The organism is Streptomyces sp. NPDC085946, from assembly GCF_044540485.1.
Taxonomy (GTDB): Bacteria; Actinomycetota; Actinomycetes; order Streptomycetales; family Streptomycetaceae; genus Streptomyces.
On sequence record NZ_JBITSF010000014.1, the window covers coordinates 140,064 to 156,536 of the forward strand.

Below are 16,473 nucleotides of genomic sequence, written 5' to 3' on the forward strand. Positions count from 1 at the left end.
ACGCGAGAAGAGGAAGGGAGGATGATCATGACTGAGGCAAGCGATCACGAAGACGGTGCAGGCCCGAAGCCGAGAAGCCTCGCGGAGAAGCTCGAACACTTGCTGACCGTCACGGCACCCTCAGGGCAGCGTCCTCCCTCCAACGAGGAAGTCGCCACGGCGATCAACATCGCTGCGGGCGAGAAGACGATCAGCGCGACCTACGTCTGGCAATTGCGCACGGGCAGGAAGACGAACCCCACGATGCGCCACTTGGAGGCGCTCGCGCAGTACTGCGGGGTCAGCGCTGCCTACTTCCTCGACGATGACGAATCGCGGAGGATCGACGACCAGTTGAGCCTGCTGGAAGCCCTGAAGCAGTCGGACGCTCGTGACATCGCCCTCCGTTCGACGGGCCTGTCCGAGTCCAGCCGACAGGCGCTGCACAGCATGATCGACCAGTTGCGAAAGCTGGAAGGCCTGTCGGACGACGAGCCCGGCCACAGGCCTTAGGCGCAACCTCGTCCCGAGGGGACGAACGACAGCTTGGAGCTCGGAACCGCGGGAAGTCATCCGGAGCCAAGGCTCGTCGCGGACCCGACGCGTTTGTCCAGCGTCTGAAAGGCCCTCGACACCTGGATCAGGGTGGCTATCTCCTGACGGAGACTGACGTCGGGCGCACATTGACGAACCGACCGTCCTTGCTGGGACGCATCGGCCGGCTGCACCGCACCCAGATCCGCCCGCAGCGCCGACCGCAGTACTGCCGCCTCACACACGGCTTCGTGCGGCAGCCCTTGCGCTTGGTCCAAGCGGTGCAGGGCGATCGGATCCGCCAACTGCCGAAGCATCAGTTCGGCATCCCTGATCTCGATGACGCGACGGTACAAGTGGTAATCGAGCGGCCGCGGCGGGATCCACGCGAGACGCCGAGAAGGCGGATTCTCCAGAGCGATGCCAGGCGCTGCCCTGTACACCGCCTGCCACAGGGGAGCCAGCCTCAGATAACTGCGGTAGTTCTTGAACCAGCGGCCGATCGCCCCCAGCTTCGGGCCCCACAGGGGGATCGTCCAGCCGGCGATCTGCATCAGCGTCCCACTGTCCGCAATGAGCCAGAAGAGGAACTTCCAGGGTCCCGAGACCCCTGTGGCGTGCAGGGCGACGATCTGCCAGTAGCGGATACCGCAGTAGACCAGGATGAGCGCTGAACCGCTGGCGACGAGCCACATGCCGAGGCGCAGCCAGAATTCGGATATGGTCCGCGCATACCGGAAGGCGAAGACGACCGTCTGGAACCGTCCTGCGGCACAGATGGCCAAATAGTAGGTGAAGTAGAGGGCGTAATCTGTGTCCTGCAGATTGAGGTAAACCGCCTCCTGGGCGCTGGCCTCCTTGTGCGGCTGAACGGCGATGAAGAGCAACACCAGTACGACTGTTGCCAGTCCGAACCCGACCGTGAGCCACCGCGTGGCACGCTTCGCCTCCAAGGGCGGCAGCGTCAGGTTGATCACAGTGACCTGCTGCGCGGCGGTGAGAATGACCACCGAGACCTGGACGACGATAGTGGTGGCATTCGGGAACCCGAGTAACGCGGTGATGTATCCCCGAAAGACATCCAGGTCGACGAAGTAGGCGATCGAGTTGAACAGGAAGTAGGCGCACAGGGCTGCCGCTGCCAGGTTCCTGGGATTCGACAGAAGCGCCGGGAGGCGATAGAGCAGCGCTGCCAGGGTCACGACAGCGCAGGTCCATGAGAAAAGCTCGTACAGCATTTACCGAACCGCGTCGAACCGAGGCGGCTGGTCGGTCGCGATGGCTGCCCTGAGCCGTGAGACCACCTCGTCGTCCGAGCAGTGCAGGGGCGGGGCGGCGTCATGGGGCTGCCGGCCCCGGGCAAGGAGCAAAGAGGCCATCATTTCCGCCTCCTGCTCGTTGCTGTCGGAGTATCTGGTACGTAGTAGCACTCGCCGTACGACTTCTGGCGCGATATCAGGGAAAAGTTGCCGGAGAACAGTGTTGTCCGCGTTGTCCACCGCTTGGTGCCCGCAGAGCATGTGGGCGAGTTCGTGAGCGATGATGTGCTCTTGATGGGCGCGTGTGGTGCGAGCCTCGTAGATGATGAAGTCGGCCATGTTCGTGGATATCCACATGCCGTTCACCGAATGGCCCGGTATGGTCATGGGGACGAGGTGTATCGACTTGCCGCGCAGTCCGCTGAGCTTGGCCCGGAGGGAAAGGACACCTCTCTCTTCTTCGCCGTGCACAGCGGAAAGTTTTACTTCGCATTCTCGCCGAAGCCGCTTGAAATGGCGTGCCTTTTTTGACGTGTGCGTCATCACTTGCCGGTCACCGACCTTTACTCGCGTTTGCGTTCTGCTCTCGAAGCGATAACCCTCGGGCTAACATCGAGTACAGAAATTTGCGCAAATGATCAGCGAGTGATGCATGACGAGCAAGTGAAGCCCCCCTCTTACGTGCCCGACCGGTCACACTGTGCCATCGGGCGACTTTACCCCCTCCGGGAAAGGCGATCCAGACTGGTTGCGGATTTGGATGTTTCTTTGGACGCCTCGCCCGCCGTACCGAGCGTTCAGGCCTGATACTTGCTTGACTCGACTCGCGGTTCATCGACATCCGGGGCCGTTTGAACGCGGAAGCGATTAAACGATCACCCTTATCGGGCATCGGGGGCTTTCCCGGCGTGCGTTTCAGGTCTATGGGACGCTCCATGGCTGGTGGAACCGCACCGGCGGAGGACCTCGACGTCCCGCACGAGGTCGTGGAGCACGCTTCCCGGCCGGCCTACGCCCGGAGGTGTGAGCCGGGTTCCCGCCGGCGCCAGTGGGCTGCTTCCGGCATGCCGCCGGCCTCTTCGGGGCCGGGCCGGGCCGGACCGCGACAGCGGCACCGGGGGTGAGAGGAACCCCGGCCGTCACACGGCCGGGGTTCCTGGAGGCGGTGAGTGCCGGTCAGCAGGCGGGATCGCCGGTGTCAGGAACCGCTCGCCCACGCGTCCGCGGACCGCACCACATCACGGTCACCGCGAATCGAAGGGGTCAGCGCTGCAGGGTGAGGACACCCGGCCGCCACGGCAGTTGGTCGTAGGGGCCGCCCGCGGTGGGGGACTTGCCCTGGTAGAGGAACTGCAGGTTGCAGGGGTCGATGGTCATGGTCTGGTCGGGGTTGTTGCGGACCAGGTCGCCGTGGCTGATGTCGTTGGTCCAGGTGGCGCCGCTGTTGGCCTTGCCCGCGAAGGGGTTGCTCTCGCTGGCGGCCTGCGGGGTCCACGAGCCGCTCAGGCTGGAGGCCGTGAAGGAGCGGAAGTAGCGCCCGTTCGCGCCCATCGCCTCGACGATCATGAGGTACTGGTTCTGGCCCTTGACCTTGTAGACCTGGACACCCTCGAAGAGGTTGGCCTTCGTGTCGCTCATGATCGTCGTGTACGACGAGCCGAAGTTGCCCGGGAAGTTCCCGATCGGCATGCTCGCCCGGTAGATCTTGCCGTTGTCACCGGCGAAGAACAGGTACATGTTCTGGCCGTCGGCGATCAGGGTCTGATCGATCGGGCCGGTGTCGGAACCGGAGATGCTCCCGGTGAACAGCGGCTGCGGGGAGGACCAGCCGTTGGGGTTGGTGGGGTCGCTCGACGTGCGGTAGATGAAGGGCCACGCCCCCCACTGGTACGCCAGTACCCAGATGTTCTTGGGCGCGAAGTAGAAGAGCGTGGGCGCCACCGCGGCCTGGCTCATCCCGGTCTGGCCGGCCGACGCCATGTCCGACCAGTTCGTGAAGGGACTGAACATCATCGAGCCGTACGACGATCCCGACACGTTCGACGCGTAGACCAGGTGCTTGCCGTTGTGCGTCACGGTGGTGAAGTCCTTCACCGCGGCCCACCCGTTCGCCGGCTGCGCCAGGACACCCGTCGACGTCCACCGGTACGTCGAGGGGAGCGAGCACGTGCCGTCCGTGGGCGGGTTCGGCGTCAGGCCGGTCCACTTCTGGTTGCTGCCGCCGTTGCACGTCCCCAGCTGCACCGCCGTGCCGTTGGCCGTACCGGCGCCCGCGGCCTCCAGGCACAGCCCGGACTCCACGCCGACGACCGTGCCGTCGGAGTTCACCCGCCACTGCTGGTTCGCACCGCCGGAACAGGTCCATATCTGCACCCGGGTACCGGCCGTGGTGGCGTGCCCCGGGACGTCCAGGCACTTGTTGCCGTACACGGTCAGCTGGTTGGCGTCCGTCGACGTCCACTGCTGGTTGGTCCCGTTCCAGCAGTCGTAGATCTGCAGGAACGTGCCGTCGGTCTGGCTGGCGCCCGGCACATCGAGACACCGGCCGGAGCCGACACCGCGCAAGGCGCCGGTACTGGCCGCCTGAGCCGGGGTGGCGACGAGCATCGCCGCCAGCGCGGCCAGGACCGCGACCGCGGCGGCGAGCACCGCGGACGGATGCCTGCGGCTGAAACTTCCTTTGTGCATCGGGGCTTCCCCAACCTTGAGTAGGCGGTTCCGGCCGGCCTCGTCAGAGGTTGGCCGGATCATCGGTGTAATGCGGTGTTCGGCGAGCTGCGAGCACTACGGCAGACCGCTTGTGACTTTCCGGTCCTTCCGGCCTCCTGGAAGACCGGAGGCGCGCGACCTCTTCGGGCCGCACGGGCGGCCGGGGCGGAGGCTCGGACGGCGTCGGGCGCGCGGGCCGCGCTCCCGGGCGTCATCAGGGTTGTCGCGGCCGGCGGACCCGAGACCGAAGCTCGGCGACGTCCGAAGCGTCGGAACGGGTTCATGCTTCTCCTCCTACGGCCGGATGCGGTGGGCGGTCGGCCGATGTCGGCTCGGTTCAGGGCGTGGACAGCTCGAACCGCGTGACGCGGACCGAACCGCCGAGTGCGCGGGTGGCATGGTTGAAGAGGGCGAACCGGTATCCCATGAAGAACCGCCAGTCGTTGCCCATGGAGAAGGCGGGTCCGAGCCGGGTGAACGTGATGCCGTCGGTGCTGTAGGAGAAGACCCCCGGACGTGCCGCGCCGGGGCGGATGTCCGCGCTCGCCCGCAGCCAGACGCGGCCGCCCGGGACGGCCGCGCTCGCGAGCTCCTGGCCGGTGCCGGTGGTGTTCCAGCTGCTGTCCATGGTCAGCCCGCCGACCGCCGTGACCCGTGTGGTGCCGCCCTCGCGCTTGACACCGATCCACGCGGAGGAGTCACGCAGCAGCGCGAGTCCGGCCCGGTCGCCGTCCCGCATCGCGGAGTGGTCGAGCTGGACCGTGGCGGTGGAGGTCGGGCCCTGGATCCGGTGCGTGAGAGTGTTGCGAGCCCAGTACAGGTCGTCGGTGACCGTCGCGGTGCGCAGGGTCAGGCCGTCGTCGACCGACCACTTGGTGTTGTCCGGATTGTGGTTCCACTCCCACCTCGGCTTGAGGCTCGTGCCGTCGAAGGTGTCGACACCGGTCATCGGGGTGACCTGGCGGGGCGGCGCCGGCACGGCCGGGCTGGGGTAGGAGGTTCCCCACGCGCCGTTCACCAGTTGCACGACGGGCCACCCGTCCCAGGTCCAGGTGACCGGTGCCAGCGCGGGCACCCGGCCGCCGGGGTAGGCGTCGACGAACGCCAGGTAGTACCAGGCGCCGGTCTGCGTCCGGACCAGACCGCCCTGATGCGGGACGCCTCCGCCGGGGATCGGTCCGCGCAGGTCGAGGAGGACCTGCCGCATCGTGTACGGACCGAAGGGGCCACTGGACGACTTCAGGACGTACTGGCCGTTCGCGGGACGGGTCAGGAAGATGTAGTACTGCCCGTTGATCTTGTAGAAGCGGGCGCCCTCGAGAGTGCCCACACTCGACGGTGTCCTGAACACCTCCTGCGTACGGACCTGGCTGCGGCCGTCGGACGAGAGCTGGGCCACGCTGATGGTGGTGTTCCCGTACGCCACGTACAGGGAGTCGTCGGTGTCGACGAGCAGCCCGGCGTCGTAGTAGGGGGTGCTGATCGTCGTCAGCCTGTTCCACGGGCCCTCGACGGCGGTGGCGGTGTAGACGTACGTCCGGGCGAAGTCGATCTGCCCGAGCCAGTAGAAGGTCCTGTTGCTCGGCCGGTAGGCCAGTGACGACGCCCAGATCCCCCGCACATAGCCACGGGCGCCGTTCAGGTCGTACTTGGCGCCGAAGTCGAGCACGGGCACCGAGTGGCCGGCGATCTCCCAGTTCACCAGGTCGTACGACCTCAGGACGGGTGCGCCCGGCGAGTAGTGCATCGTCGAGGCCGAGGCGTAGTAGGTGTCGCCGACGCGGATGACGTCGATGTCCGCGAAGTCCTGCCAGATCACCGGGTTCGTGTAGTCCGCGGCGGTCGCGAGGGCAGGCCCGGGGGGAAGGAAGGCGCCGGCGGTCAGACCGGTGGCGGCCGCGAGCACACGACGACGGGTGAGGTGTTGATGAGGCCATGACATTTCCATGTGAGGACTCTCCTCGGCTTCGTCGGGTGCGGGAGCGGCTTCATTCTGTTCGGTATATCGAATGCGGATCGACCTATCGAGCACCCTGGATGATAGGGGGCCCACTTGCCCCGTCAACCCTTCTCGCAAAGTTCGCTTGCCCCGTCGAAACGTTCTGGAAGCTCCGGGGTCGAGTTATCCCAGGTCGGCGCCGGGTGGCGCAGGTGTGCCGTCTTCGCGACTTGCCTGATCATGCGGAGAAGTCAGCCCGTCCGGTGGTGTTGACATGCCCGGGCACCTCTCTAGGATCCATGAGGCCCGCCCCAATTTTCCGAACGAGGATCGAAATTTCGAACCTCTCTCCTCTTCCTTTGCGTACCGAAGGAGCCCCGGGTGCCCAGACGATCAGGCGGACGACTGCTCCGCCTCCTCACGGCCGCCGCACTGACAGTGACCGCGTCCGTGACGGCCTCAGCCCAGTCCGCCGCCTCGGCCGCGCCGGGCAGTCCGGCGCTCACCCCACCACTGGGGTGGAACAGCTGGAACAGCTTCGGGTGCGGGATCACCGAGACCCAGGTCCGCCAGGCCGCCGACGCGATGGTGTCCTCCGGCATGCGGGACGCCGGCTACCGGTACGTCGTGGTCGACGACTGCTGGTTCGACCCGCAGCGTGACGCCCAGGGCACCCTCCGGGCCAACCCGACGAAGTTCCCGAGCGGGATGAAGGCACTCGGGGACTACATCCACAGCAAGGGCCTGAAGTTCGGCATCTACCAGGCGCCCGGCGAGCGCACCTGCGCGCAGGCCACGGGCGCCTACCCGGGGTCCACGGGCAGCAGGGGGCACGAGGTCCAGGACGCCGCGACATTCGCCTCGTGGGGCGTCGACTACCTCAAGTACGACTGGTGCTCCCCGAGCGGTACCCGCGACGAGCAGGTCGCGCGGTTCACGCTCATGCGCGACGCCCTGCGCGCCACCGGCCGGCCGATCGTCTACAGCATCAACCCCAACAGCCTGCACGCCATCACCGGCGCCGCGTACAACTGGGGCGAGGTCGCCGACCTGTGGCGGACGACCGAGGACCTGCTCGACATCTGGCAGAACGGCAACACCAACAGCTATCCGATGGGCGTCGGCAACGTCCTGGACGTCACCGCGCCGCTGGCGGCGCAGTCGGGTCCCGGACACTGGAACGACCCCGACATGCTGGTCGTCGGCCGTCCTGGCCTGTCGCTGACCGAGTCCCGCTCCCACTTCGCCCTGTGGGCCCTGCTGGGTGCCCCGCTCATGGCCGGCAACGACATCCGCACCATGTCCGCCGACGTGAGCGCGATCCTGCGCAACCCGCGGCTGCTGGCGGTGAACCAGGATGCGCTGGGTGCGGGCGGGCGCAGGGTGCGCGACGACGGCAGCACCGAGGTGTTCGCCAAGCCGCTGTCGGACGGTTCGGTCGCGGTGGGCCTGTTCAACCGTGGCGGCGGCACCGCGACGGTCACCACGTCGGTCGCGCAAGTCGGTCTCTCCGGTGGGCCGTTCACCCTCACCGATCTGTGGACCGGCGGTACGTCGAGCACGTCCGGGCAGATTTCGGCGAGCGTCCCCGCGCACGGCGTGGCCGTGTTCCGGGTGACCGGCGGCACCCCTCTGGCCGCCTCCACCTCGCGCCTGCGGGGCAGCGCGTCCGGCCGTTGCGCGGACGTGGACAAGGCCTCCGCCGCCCCAGGCCACACGGTGCTGATCTGGGACTGCCACACGGCCGCCAACCAGCTGTGGACCACCTGGGCCGGCGGTGAGATCCGCGTCTTCGGCGACACGTGCCTGGACGCCTACGACCAGGGCACCACGAACGGCACCCGTGTCATCACCTGGCCCTGCAACGGTCAGAGCAACCAGAAGTGGACCCTCGGCGCCGACGGGTCGATCCGCAACGTCCACGCGGGGCTGTGCCTCGACGTCAACGGGGCAGCGACCACCAACGGGACTCCGCTGGTCCTGTGGACCTGCAACGGCCAAGCCAGCCAGAAGTGGACCCGCGTGTGAGCAACCACGCCCTGAGAAGGGGAGGTTCATGAGGATGCGACAGGAACCCTCTTGTGGTCCGCCGGGGTCGTGGCGCTGGTCGTCCTGAGCGGGGGAGGCACGGCACTGGGCCGCGGCCAGGGCGAGAACGCCCCGGTCACGGCCTCCCGCACGGCTGCCGCGCCCGTCAGCACCGCCGCCCCGGGTTCCGGTTGCGGCAAGACCCCACCCTGACGAGCGGGACGCACACGATCCCCGGCGGTGGCAAGAGCCGGAACTTCATCCTGCGGATCCCCGACGCGTCCGCACAGGGCACTTCGCCCGTGTGGTGCCGCACGCCTGGCCGCAGGTCGTCGGGGGACCGGCGGGTATGCGGGCGGTGCCGCCGGTGAACTCCGTTCACCCCCGAGCAGATCGAATTGCCGCTCCCGCGGTGCGAACCCGCCGCCGTCGCCGCACAGGCACTGCTCGTGGTCGCCGGCCGGACGGACACGGCCGGTGAGCTGGAACGGGTGCCGGGAATCTCGATCGCCGGGGCTGTCGAAGGGCGGACGGCGGGTTGACTGCCGTTGCCGGTCACCGGGGGTGCCGTCGACGGGTCGGGTCGTGGAAATGGCGTTGCCGGGTGATCGGATGGCACCCGGGCCCCGGCCGCGCGCTCCGGGACGTCGTTGCTCCCGCTTTCGCGGGTCGGACCGGCCGGCGGACGACGACGCGTGCGGGGGGTGGGCGGAGACCGGTGGTGCCGAGGCCCGGGGCCGGGCGGGCGCTGAGCCGGCCATGGGCTTCGGCGTTGACGTGGACGGAGGTCAGTGCGGGGGAGGGGTAGCCGCCGTAGCCGTAGCCGTAGCCGTAGCCGTCGAAGCCGACGACGGCGGCGGCGTCCGGGGCGCGGCGGCCGAGGTCGCGCAGCGTCATGAGGACGCGCAGGGCGACGTCGTCGTTGAATCCGGCGAGGGCGGTCACCTCGGGCGCGCAGGTGAGGAACGCCTCGACGGCTTCGGCGCAGGCGGTGCGGCCGAGCGGGGTGACCGAGGTCCCGGAAGCGGAACGGTCGCGTCATCAGTCGGCTGAGCGCCGCGTTCCGGGGTACAACGGCTGGTGGCCCGTGCGACCGCACGGGGCCGGAGCATGCCCGGGTGAAGGGCTGTTCCCGCTTCGAGCACGGCGCGGTGTGCGGCCGTTCACGTGGAGCGACCGCGCGCAGAGCACCACGGAGGGAGACTGATGATCTTCATCACCGCCAAGTTCCGCGTCCGCCCCGAGTACGCCGACCAGTGGCCGCAGATCGCCGCCGACTTCACCGCGGCCACGCGCGGTGAGCCGGGCTGCCTGTGGTTCGACTGGTCCCGCAGTATCGAGGACCCCACGGAGTACGTGCTGGTCGAGGCCTTCCGCGACGACGAGGCGGGGGCGGCCCACGTGCAGTCGGAGCACTTCAGGACTGCGCAGCGCACCCTCCCGTCCCACCTGGCCGAGACGCCCCGGATCGTGAACGCGACAGTTCCGCAGGACGACTGGTCCCTGCTCGGCGAGATGAGCGTCTCCGGGCAGGAGTGACGCGCCCGGTGCCACACACCGTCACGACGATCGGGTCACGTCCGGCTCAGGGACAGGGCATCCTCAGGCAGAGGGCCTGTTCCCTCGCTGGGGGCGTGTTCTCGTGGAGCGAGAGGTTCGGACCGCACCGGGCGAACCCATCCGCCGGTAGGCGTGGATCGCCGGTGCGTTGATGTCGCTGACCTCCAGCCAGAGGTGCCCGGCGCCGTGCTCCCGCGCGAACTCCACGGCCTGTCCCATCAGCGCGCGGCCCACGCCTCGCCTCCGGTGGCCCGGGGCCACCTCGACGTCCTCGATCGTGAGCCGGCGGTTCCACGGCGAGCGGGAGACCGTGACGAAGCCGGTCAGCCCGCCGTCGGGGCCTGTGGCGACGAACGTGTGCCTTCTGAAAGCCTTACCGTCCACGCCGTCCTCATCGCTGCCGCCGGCGGACTCGTCATCGGGAAACCTTGGTCAGGGGCGGGTCCACGGTGACCTCCCGCGGCACGAACCCGTCCTCGCGGACCTCCACCCGGAAGACGGTGCCGGTGGTTGAGAAACCGTCGAGCGCCTCGACGGCCTCGGCGTCCTCGGGACGGGCGGCGCGCAACCCGTAAGCCGCTTCGTCGGCAGTGGCATGCCACGGCGCTACGACCGCCCTGACCAGGAGGAGCGGGTTCCAGTCGCAGCCGCAGCGGACCCCGGACCGGCCCGCGCCCGGCAGGTGAGTCGCGCTCTGTCACGCATCGGACCGCATCCGCACGTCTTGGTGCTCTCCTGCGCAGGGACACCCCGCTGAGCGGGCGACCGGCGAGCTGTCCGCCGTCCGCGTCCACGCAGGAACGAGGCAGGGAGATCAGGGGCGCGCACCCCGTCCGGGGCGCTCTTGGGACACGTCGGGTGTGAGGGCGCACCCTTCTATCCCCAACCTGCGTTGTTTCTAGAATGGCCGGGTGGAAGACATTGACGCGATCGCGGTGTTGCAGGATCCGGTGCGGCGGCGCCTGTACGAGTACGTGGCGGCACAGGGGCGTGAGGTCGGTCGCAACGAGGCCGCCGAGGCGGTCGGGGTGGCGCGCACGCTCGCTGCGCACCACCTGGACAGGCTGACTGAGGCCGGGCTGCTGGAGAGCGGCAGCCGTCGCCTGACGGGCCGCTCGGGTCCGGGTGCGGGCCGTCCCGCCAAGGTGTACACGCGGGCGCGGGCCGAGCGGTCGGTGTCGCTGCCCGCTCGCGACTACCGCACCGCCGCCGAGCTGCTGGCCGAGGCCGCCGAGCAGGCCGGGCTGGACGCCGGGCTCTACGCGGCCGCCCGCCGCCGGGGCGAGGCCCTGCGCGGCTCGGAGGCGCCGTGCGTCGGCCTGGGAGAGGCCATGGAGATGCTGGCCGCCCGGGGCTACGAACCGCACCTGGAAGGTGCCGGGAGCGTGCAGGACGGCGAAGGCGCCGACGAGACGACCGGGACGACGGTACGCGTCGTCCGTATGCGCAACTGCCCCTTCCACGCCGTTGCCGAGCGCTTCCCGCCGCTCGTCTGCGGCATGAACCTCGCCCTGCTGGAGGGATTGCTCGGCACGGACGGGCCCCTCCGTGCCCGCATGGACGCCCGGCCGGGGGAGTGCTGCGTGGTGGTCGAGAACTCTAAAAACAATGGCGATTGACATAGAAAAGCGGGCCGTGCTGGGATGAGGCCATGACCGCATCCGCGCATGCCGCCCACCTTGCCCAGCTCAACGTCGCCACGCTCCGCCACCCCCTCGACGACCCGCGCGTCGCACCGTTCGTCGAGATGCTCGACCCGGTCAATGCCGCAGCCGACGGCGCACCCGGCTTCGTGTGGCGGCTCGTGGGGGAAGGGGCGGCCGACGCCACCAACCTGCGCCCGGCGGGCGAGGACGTCATCGTCAACCTGACCGTGTGGGAGACCCAGGAGGCCCTGTGGGACTTCACCTACCGCAGCGGTCACCTGGAGGTGATGCGTCGGCGCCGTGAATGGTTCGAACGGCACGTCGAGGCGCACCTGGTGCTCTGGTGGGTCCCGGCCGGTCACCTCCCCACCGTCGGCGAGGCCCTGGAGCGGCTGGCGGACCTGCGGGCGCACGGGCCGTCCCCGCGCGCGTTCACCTTCGCCTCCTCCTACACGTCCGCCGAGGCCGCCCAGCACCTTCAGGCCGTGCCGCAGGCCGTCCGGAACGAGCGGCCGACGCCGGCCGGGGACGCGGCTGCGGTGTAGGGGTTTCCGGATGTAGGCGTTGCCCTGGGTGTGAGGTCGGCGCCGACCGGTGCGGTCCGACTCCGCCGTTCTGATCCCATGTACTCCCGTACGGCGAGGCAGACCTCGACGTGGGTGCCCGGCTGAACCCCGCTTCAGCCGCCGTTCCAGGGGCCCTCGGTCTGCGGTGATCGGGGACGGTCCGGCGAGCGTGTCGGCGGGTGAGCCCGGCCGGCGGCCGCGTGCCGGGTCATGGGTGCCCGTCGGGAGCCTGGAGGGAGTCGAGCCAGTGCAGGAGGCGGGTTCCTTCGCGCGTCATGATGTCCGGGTCGCGCAGGGCGTTGGCCAGGAGTGACATGCCCTGGTAGGCGGAGATGAGGGTGAGGGCCAGGTCGTCCGGGTCGGACAGGCCCAGCCCCCGGAACTGGCGTCCGGCCCAGTCCAGCAGTCGCCGGATGACTGCTCCGGCCTCGGTGTCGAGGGTCCCGTCGGCGCGCTTGTCGAGTTCGACGGCCAGGGTGCCGGTGGGGCAGCCGTAGCGGGCGGCGACATCACGCTGGTCGACCCACGCTTCGATCAGCGCCTTGAGGCGGTCGCGCGGGTCGGCCAACCGCTCCAGCCGGCCGGTGAGTTCGTCCAGGTGCGCGCTGTGCTCGGACAGTGCGGCCCGGACCAGCTCGTCCTTGGTCTTGAAGTAGTAGTACACGTTCCCCACGGGGACATCGGCCGCGCGCGCGATGTCGCCGAGGGTGGTGCGTTCGACCCCCTGCTCATGCAGGACCCGGGCCGCCGCAGCCGTCAGCCGTTGACGCTTCTGCGACGCCCGCACCCGCCGATTCACTGAGTTGGTCACCCAACTGACTATAGACAGCCGTCAGTGGGGGTGTGCTACGTTCCGTATTAGTTAGCCAACTAACTCACAATCGGAGTCGTGATGATCGCGGTGACAGGCGCTACCGGCAACATCGGGAGGACGCTGGTGGAACTGCTGGCCGAGGCGGGTGAAGAGGTCGTGGCCGTGTCGCGGCACCCCCAGCCCGCCGGACCGGCGGCCGGTGTCCGGTGGGCCCGGGCCGACATCGGGACCACCACGGGCCTGCGGTCCGCCCTCGAAGGAACCCGAGCCTTGTTCCTCCTGCTGGGCGGCGAACTCAACAGCCGGGGCGAGAAGCCGAGCACCCTGCTCGACATGGCAACGGACGCCGGGGTCGAGCGGATCGTCCTGGTCTCGTCGCAGGTCAGCGCCACCCGCCCCGAAGCGCTCTCGCATGCCCGCCTGCGGGAGTTCGAGGCGGCCGTGCGCGCGTCCGGACGCGACTTCACCATCCTGCGTCCCGGTGGTTTCGCATCCAACACCCTCGCCTGGGCCGAGACGGTCCGCACCAGGCGCACGGTCTTCGCCCCGTTCGGGGACGTGGCACTGCCCGTCATCGACCCGGCGGACATCGCCGCGGTCGCCGCAGCAGCACTGCGCGAGGACGGTCACGCGGGCCGCGTATACGAGCTGACCGGTCCCGAACCGATCAGCCCGCGCCGGCAGGCCGCAGTCCTCTCGGAGGCCCTGGGAGAGGAAGTGACCTTCGTGGAACTGTCCCGCGAGAACGCCCATGCCCGCATGGCACGGTTCATGCCGGAGCAGGTCGTCACCGGCACTCTCGACGTACTCGGCGACCCGCTCCCGGCAGAGCGGAGGATCAGCCCTGACGTGGAGGCCGTCCTCCACCGTCCGGCCGGCCCCTTCGGCGCGTGGGTGGCACGCAACCTGCCGGCGTTCCGGTAGGCCCTGCCCCGGGCGTGCACAAGGCCGTGCGCCCGGTCAGCCTCGCGGTGCCGACCGGAAGCAGCAAGTGATCCCGTTCGGGAATCGGCCGATTGACGAGCAGGATCGGTGAGCGGCGGCGCGCGGCCGGATCGACATTGAGGCTTTTTCGACCTGCTGACAGGCTGGTCGGGTCGAGGCATCATGGCTGTGCTGAACGACGAAGCTCCTGGTGGATGGCGTCATGCCCAAGATCCCGGACGGGGGAGGGGCGGCATCGTCCGGACCGCGGCCAGGGTCAGGCCCGGACGACGGGCTTGGCCAGTGCGGCGAGCACCGGCCCTTCTCCACCGTGCGCGATTGCCGCCCCGCAAGCGGCCGGGCATCGCGCTGGGCCGTACGGGAGTCAGCCCTTTCAGCAGCGTCTCCAAGGGCATCCCTCGGGCCCGGTGGCACCACCCCCAGGTCACATGCCCTCGACGGGGAACAGCCGTGCCGAGCCCGGAAGCCAGTGGCCCTCTTGCACGACCGCGAAGGACATGACGAGGGCGGTGGTTCCGTGCGGGATGCCGGATCCACCCAGCTCAGTCCGGTGACTCCCACAGGATGAGCCAGGTGGCGACGGTCGTGCCGTCCACCGAGGCGCTGCGGGCCCCGCGCTCGCGGGCGGTGTGCGGGTTGAGGCCGACAGGCTCACTCAAAGGCGGACGCACTCTTCTTCGGGCCGACTGCTGCCCATGGACCGAGGGCAAACCCACCACCGTCCCGTCGGACTTCCACAATGCCCGCACCACCGAAGTGCGCGGGGACGAGCAGCTCCCGTTCATCAGCCGCCCGCCCGAGAATCCGACGGCGACTGGCCACCGCCTGTTCCGGGGCCAGGCAGGCGTTGCTGTTACAGCAGGGGTCGAGGATCTGCACCGGGCTGTGCAGCAGATCTCCGACGAAGACCGCCCGGTCGCTCCCCGATGCGAGGCGCAGCACGGACGAGCCGGGAGTGTGGCCGGGTGCGGACTCCAGAGCGAGGTGCTCGTCGATGCGGTGGAGGCCGTCCCACAGCACAGCCTGCCCGGCCTGGTGGATGGGCGCGATGCTGTCTTCGTAGATCAGGCGATCGACTTCACGCGCACCATTCCCGTACGCGTTGTCCGGACCGTAGTAGAAGTCGTCGGCGGCCGGAATGAGGTACTGAGCGTTGGGAAATGTCGGTATCCACTGCCCGTCCGCGTCGACGGTGTTCCAGCCGACGTGATCGACATGGAGGTGAGTGTTGACCACGACATCTACGTCCTGCGGGTGAATGCCGGCCCTCGCCAGGAGGCCGAGGAAATCACTCCGAGAGTGGTGGAACGGCCCCATGCCTGGTCGTTCGCGCCCGTTGCCCGCTCCGGTGTCGATCAGGACGGTCCGCCCACCGCTGCGCAACACCCAGCTCTGCAGAGCAAGCACCGCCAGGTCGCGGTCCGGCTCCCAGTGGTCCGGTGCCAGCCAGGCCTCGTTGTCCCTCCACACATCGGCATCAGCTCCCGGGAACATGCCGGAGGTGGGCAGGAACGGCTCGTGCCACTCGACGACCCTGATGACCTCGACATCCCCCAGCACCATGCTCTGCACACGCTCGTTCTCGTCCGTCATGCGCTTGACCTTAGGAAAGGTCACGAGCCTTTCGATGCGCATCCAGCTCAATGAAATGTGAATGTCTCACATCATGCAGGAATGCTCTGGCGGCTGGCTTGATGTCGCCCTTGGGTTGTGGGTCGGAGGTGCCAGTCCTGGTCGTTGGCGGCGGGGTCGGCGGTGTGCGCGGCGCGGCCGCCGATGGTGGAGGGCATGGCGAAGGCGCAGGTGGCCGAGCCGTCTTCGTGGTAGTTGGCCATGTTGGCCATGTTGGCCCGGAGGACCGTCTCGGCGAGGCGGTCGGTGTCGGGGGTGCGGAGGGTGAGGGGCAGGCGGAGGAGGGCGGTGGCGGTCAGGGTGCTCCAGTAGTGGGGGAAGACGTCTCCCCACAGGGGGTTGGCTCCGAACCAGTAGCCGTCCCGGTGGCGGATGGCGATGCCGTGCAGGCGGGCGTGGGGCTGCCGATGGACAGGTGGGTGGCGCCGCCGAGTTCGAAGCTGCGCTCGGTGATGCGGGCGGCGCGTTCCAGGTCCTCTTCCCGCCCGTGGACGTGGTACCGGTCGTGGTTCCCGCTCGTGAAGGCGGCGTCGAATGCCTGGGTGCACCGGCTGTCACGGTCGCACGGGAGGTAGCGCAGGCCTGGTGTCCGCTCGCCGAGGCCGACGAGGAGGTTTCTGCCGAGTCGGGCGGCCGGGCTGCGGTGGGGTGGGCTGTGACGCCGAGGAGGTGGACGGTACGGGTGCCGACCCTCATGACGGCGAGGGCATACAGCCTGGTCAAGGCCACAGGGCGGACATGAAGGAAAGTCGACAGACCACTCCTGCCGGCGGACCCGCACCCGGGCCGGCCACTGGCCCGGCGCTCCCTCGAGCGCTTCACGGGCTTCCTTCTGCTGGGTGTGCGATCTTCATCCGTTTGG

15 protein-coding genes and 1 pseudogene are annotated in these 16,473 nt (G+C 69.0%); 6 read left to right on the top strand and 10 right to left on the bottom strand.

The genetic code is table 11. The features are described from left to right. Positions 1–21: 21 nt before the first annotated feature. Positions 22–492 (top strand): helix-turn-helix domain-containing protein, encoded by a 471-nt coding sequence (locus ACIF8T_RS26090; protein WP_400038517.1) that lies wholly within the window; start codon positions 22–24, stop codon positions 490–492. 56 nt (positions 493–548) lie between these two features. Here the strand turns inward: ACIF8T_RS26090 and ACIF8T_RS26095 are convergent, their stop codons facing one another. The 4 genes from ACIF8T_RS26095 to ACIF8T_RS26110 all read right to left on the bottom strand — a co-directional run bounded on the left by ACIF8T_RS26095 (position 549) and on the right by ACIF8T_RS26110 (position 6,429). Next, positions 549–1,751, bottom strand: a complete 1,203-nt coding sequence (locus ACIF8T_RS26095) for an MAB_1171c family putative transporter (protein ID WP_400038518.1) — start codon at positions 1,749–1,751, stop codon at positions 549–551. Beyond that, positions 1,752–2,243: an ImmA/IrrE family metallo-endopeptidase gene (locus ACIF8T_RS26100; RefSeq protein WP_400038519.1), complete on the bottom strand. Its 492-nt coding sequence runs from the start codon at positions 2,241–2,243 to the stop codon at positions 1,752–1,754. Between the two features lie 792 nt (positions 2,244–3,035). Beyond that, entirely contained in the window at positions 3,036–4,460 is a 1,425-nt protein-coding gene (locus ACIF8T_RS26105) for a non-reducing end alpha-L-arabinofuranosidase family hydrolase (protein ID WP_400038520.1), read from the bottom strand. A 358-nt stretch (positions 4,461–4,818) separates the two neighbouring features. Beyond that, a complete protein-coding gene (locus tag ACIF8T_RS26110) occupies positions 4,819–6,429 on the bottom strand; it encodes a glycoside hydrolase 43 family protein (protein WP_400038521.1) in 1,611 nt (536 codons plus the stop codon). 372 nt (positions 6,430–6,801) lie between these two features. On the opposite strand from ACIF8T_RS26110, the gene ACIF8T_RS26115 reads away from it, so the two are divergent. After that, entirely contained in the window at positions 6,802–8,448 is a 1,647-nt protein-coding gene (locus ACIF8T_RS26115; protein WP_400038522.1) for a glycoside hydrolase family 27 protein, read from the top strand. Between the two features lie 555 nt (positions 8,449–9,003). On the opposite strand, the pseudogene ACIF8T_RS26120 reads toward ACIF8T_RS26115, so the two are convergent. Beyond that, positions 9,004–9,414: pseudogene (locus ACIF8T_RS26120) on the bottom strand (substrate-binding domain-containing protein); the annotation flags it as partial. Between the two features lie 240 nt (positions 9,415–9,654). On the opposite strand from ACIF8T_RS26120, the gene ACIF8T_RS26125 reads away from it, so the two are divergent. Then, on the top strand, positions 9,655–9,987 hold the full coding sequence (locus tag ACIF8T_RS26125) for a putative quinol monooxygenase (protein ID WP_400038523.1): 333 nt from the start codon (positions 9,655–9,657) through the stop codon (positions 9,985–9,987). Positions 9,988–10,050: 63 nt separating this feature from the next. Here the strand turns inward: ACIF8T_RS26125 and ACIF8T_RS26130 are convergent, their stop codons facing one another. Then, positions 10,051–10,392, bottom strand: coding sequence for a GNAT family N-acetyltransferase (locus tag ACIF8T_RS26130; RefSeq protein ID WP_400038524.1), 342 nt, complete (start codon positions 10,390–10,392; stop codon positions 10,051–10,053). Positions 10,393–10,423: 31 nt separating this feature from the next. Then, on the bottom strand, positions 10,424–10,576 hold the full coding sequence (locus ACIF8T_RS26135) for a hypothetical protein (RefSeq protein ID WP_400038525.1): 153 nt from the start codon (positions 10,574–10,576) through the stop codon (positions 10,424–10,426). Positions 10,577–10,919: 343 nt separating this feature from the next. Between ACIF8T_RS26135 and ACIF8T_RS26140 the strand changes: the two genes are divergently transcribed. Together ACIF8T_RS26140 and ACIF8T_RS26145 are read left to right on the top strand one after the other, a co-directional pair. Continuing rightward, positions 10,920–11,627: a helix-turn-helix transcriptional regulator gene (locus ACIF8T_RS26140; RefSeq protein WP_400038526.1), complete on the top strand. Its 708-nt coding sequence runs from the start codon at positions 10,920–10,922 to the stop codon at positions 11,625–11,627. A 32-nt stretch (positions 11,628–11,659) separates the two neighbouring features. Then, the gene (locus ACIF8T_RS26145; protein ID WP_400038527.1) at positions 11,660–12,199 is read left to right on the top strand and encodes a DUF3291 domain-containing protein; all 540 of its coding nucleotides are present in this window, start codon (positions 11,660–11,662) and stop codon (positions 12,197–12,199) included. 229 nt (positions 12,200–12,428) lie between these two features. On the opposite strand, the gene ACIF8T_RS26150 is transcribed toward ACIF8T_RS26145, so the two are convergent. Next, positions 12,429–13,019 (bottom strand): TetR/AcrR family transcriptional regulator, encoded by a 591-nt coding sequence (locus tag ACIF8T_RS26150; RefSeq protein WP_400038583.1) that lies wholly within the window; start codon positions 13,017–13,019, stop codon positions 12,429–12,431. A 93-nt stretch (positions 13,020–13,112) separates the two neighbouring features. Here ACIF8T_RS26150 and ACIF8T_RS26155 point away from each other — a divergent pair, with 93 nt between their 5' ends. Further along, complete coding sequence (locus ACIF8T_RS26155; protein ID WP_400038528.1) at positions 13,113–13,958, top strand: SDR family oxidoreductase; 846 nt, start codon at positions 13,113–13,115, stop codon at positions 13,956–13,958. A gap of 672 nt (positions 13,959–14,630) precedes the next feature. Here ACIF8T_RS26155 and ACIF8T_RS26160 read toward each other — a convergent pair. Next, a complete protein-coding gene (locus ACIF8T_RS26160) occupies positions 14,631–15,572 on the bottom strand; it encodes an MBL fold metallo-hydrolase (RefSeq protein ID WP_400038529.1) in 942 nt (313 codons plus the stop codon). Positions 15,573–15,643: 71 nt separating this feature from the next. Then, positions 15,644–15,814, bottom strand: coding sequence for a hypothetical protein (locus ACIF8T_RS26165; protein WP_400038530.1), 171 nt, complete (start codon positions 15,812–15,814; stop codon positions 15,644–15,646). Positions 15,815–16,473 lie beyond the last annotated feature (659 nt).

Excerpts from the sequence above, each read along its gene's own strand:
- ACIF8T_RS26090 (WP_400038517.1), top strand. The coding sequence starts at position 22 with ATGATCATGACTGAGGCAAGCGATCACGAAGACGGTGCAGGCCCGAAG.
- ACIF8T_RS26095 (WP_400038518.1), bottom strand. The coding sequence starts at position 1,751 with ATGCTGTACGAGCTTTTCTCATGGACCTGCGCTGTCGTGACCCTGGCA.
- ACIF8T_RS26105 (WP_400038520.1), bottom strand. The coding sequence starts at position 4,460 with ATGCACAAAGGAAGTTTCAGCCGCAGGCATCCGTCCGCGGTGCTCGCC.
- ACIF8T_RS26110 (WP_400038521.1), bottom strand. The coding sequence starts at position 6,429 with ATGGAAATGTCATGGCCTCATCAACACCTCACCCGTCGTCGTGTGCTC.
- ACIF8T_RS26125 (WP_400038523.1), top strand. The coding sequence starts at position 9,655 with ATGATCTTCATCACCGCCAAGTTCCGCGTCCGCCCCGAGTACGCCGAC.
- ACIF8T_RS26145 (WP_400038527.1), top strand. The coding sequence starts at position 11,660 with ATGACCGCATCCGCGCATGCCGCCCACCTTGCCCAGCTCAACGTCGCC.
- ACIF8T_RS26155 (WP_400038528.1), top strand. The coding sequence starts at position 13,113 with ATGATCGCGGTGACAGGCGCTACCGGCAACATCGGGAGGACGCTGGTG.
- ACIF8T_RS26160 (WP_400038529.1), bottom strand. The coding sequence starts at position 15,572 with ATGACGGACGAGAACGAGCGTGTGCAGAGCATGGTGCTGGGGGATGTC.
- ACIF8T_RS26165 (WP_400038530.1), bottom strand. The coding sequence starts at position 15,814 with ATGGCCAACTACCACGAAGACGGCTCGGCCACCTGCGCCTTCGCCATG.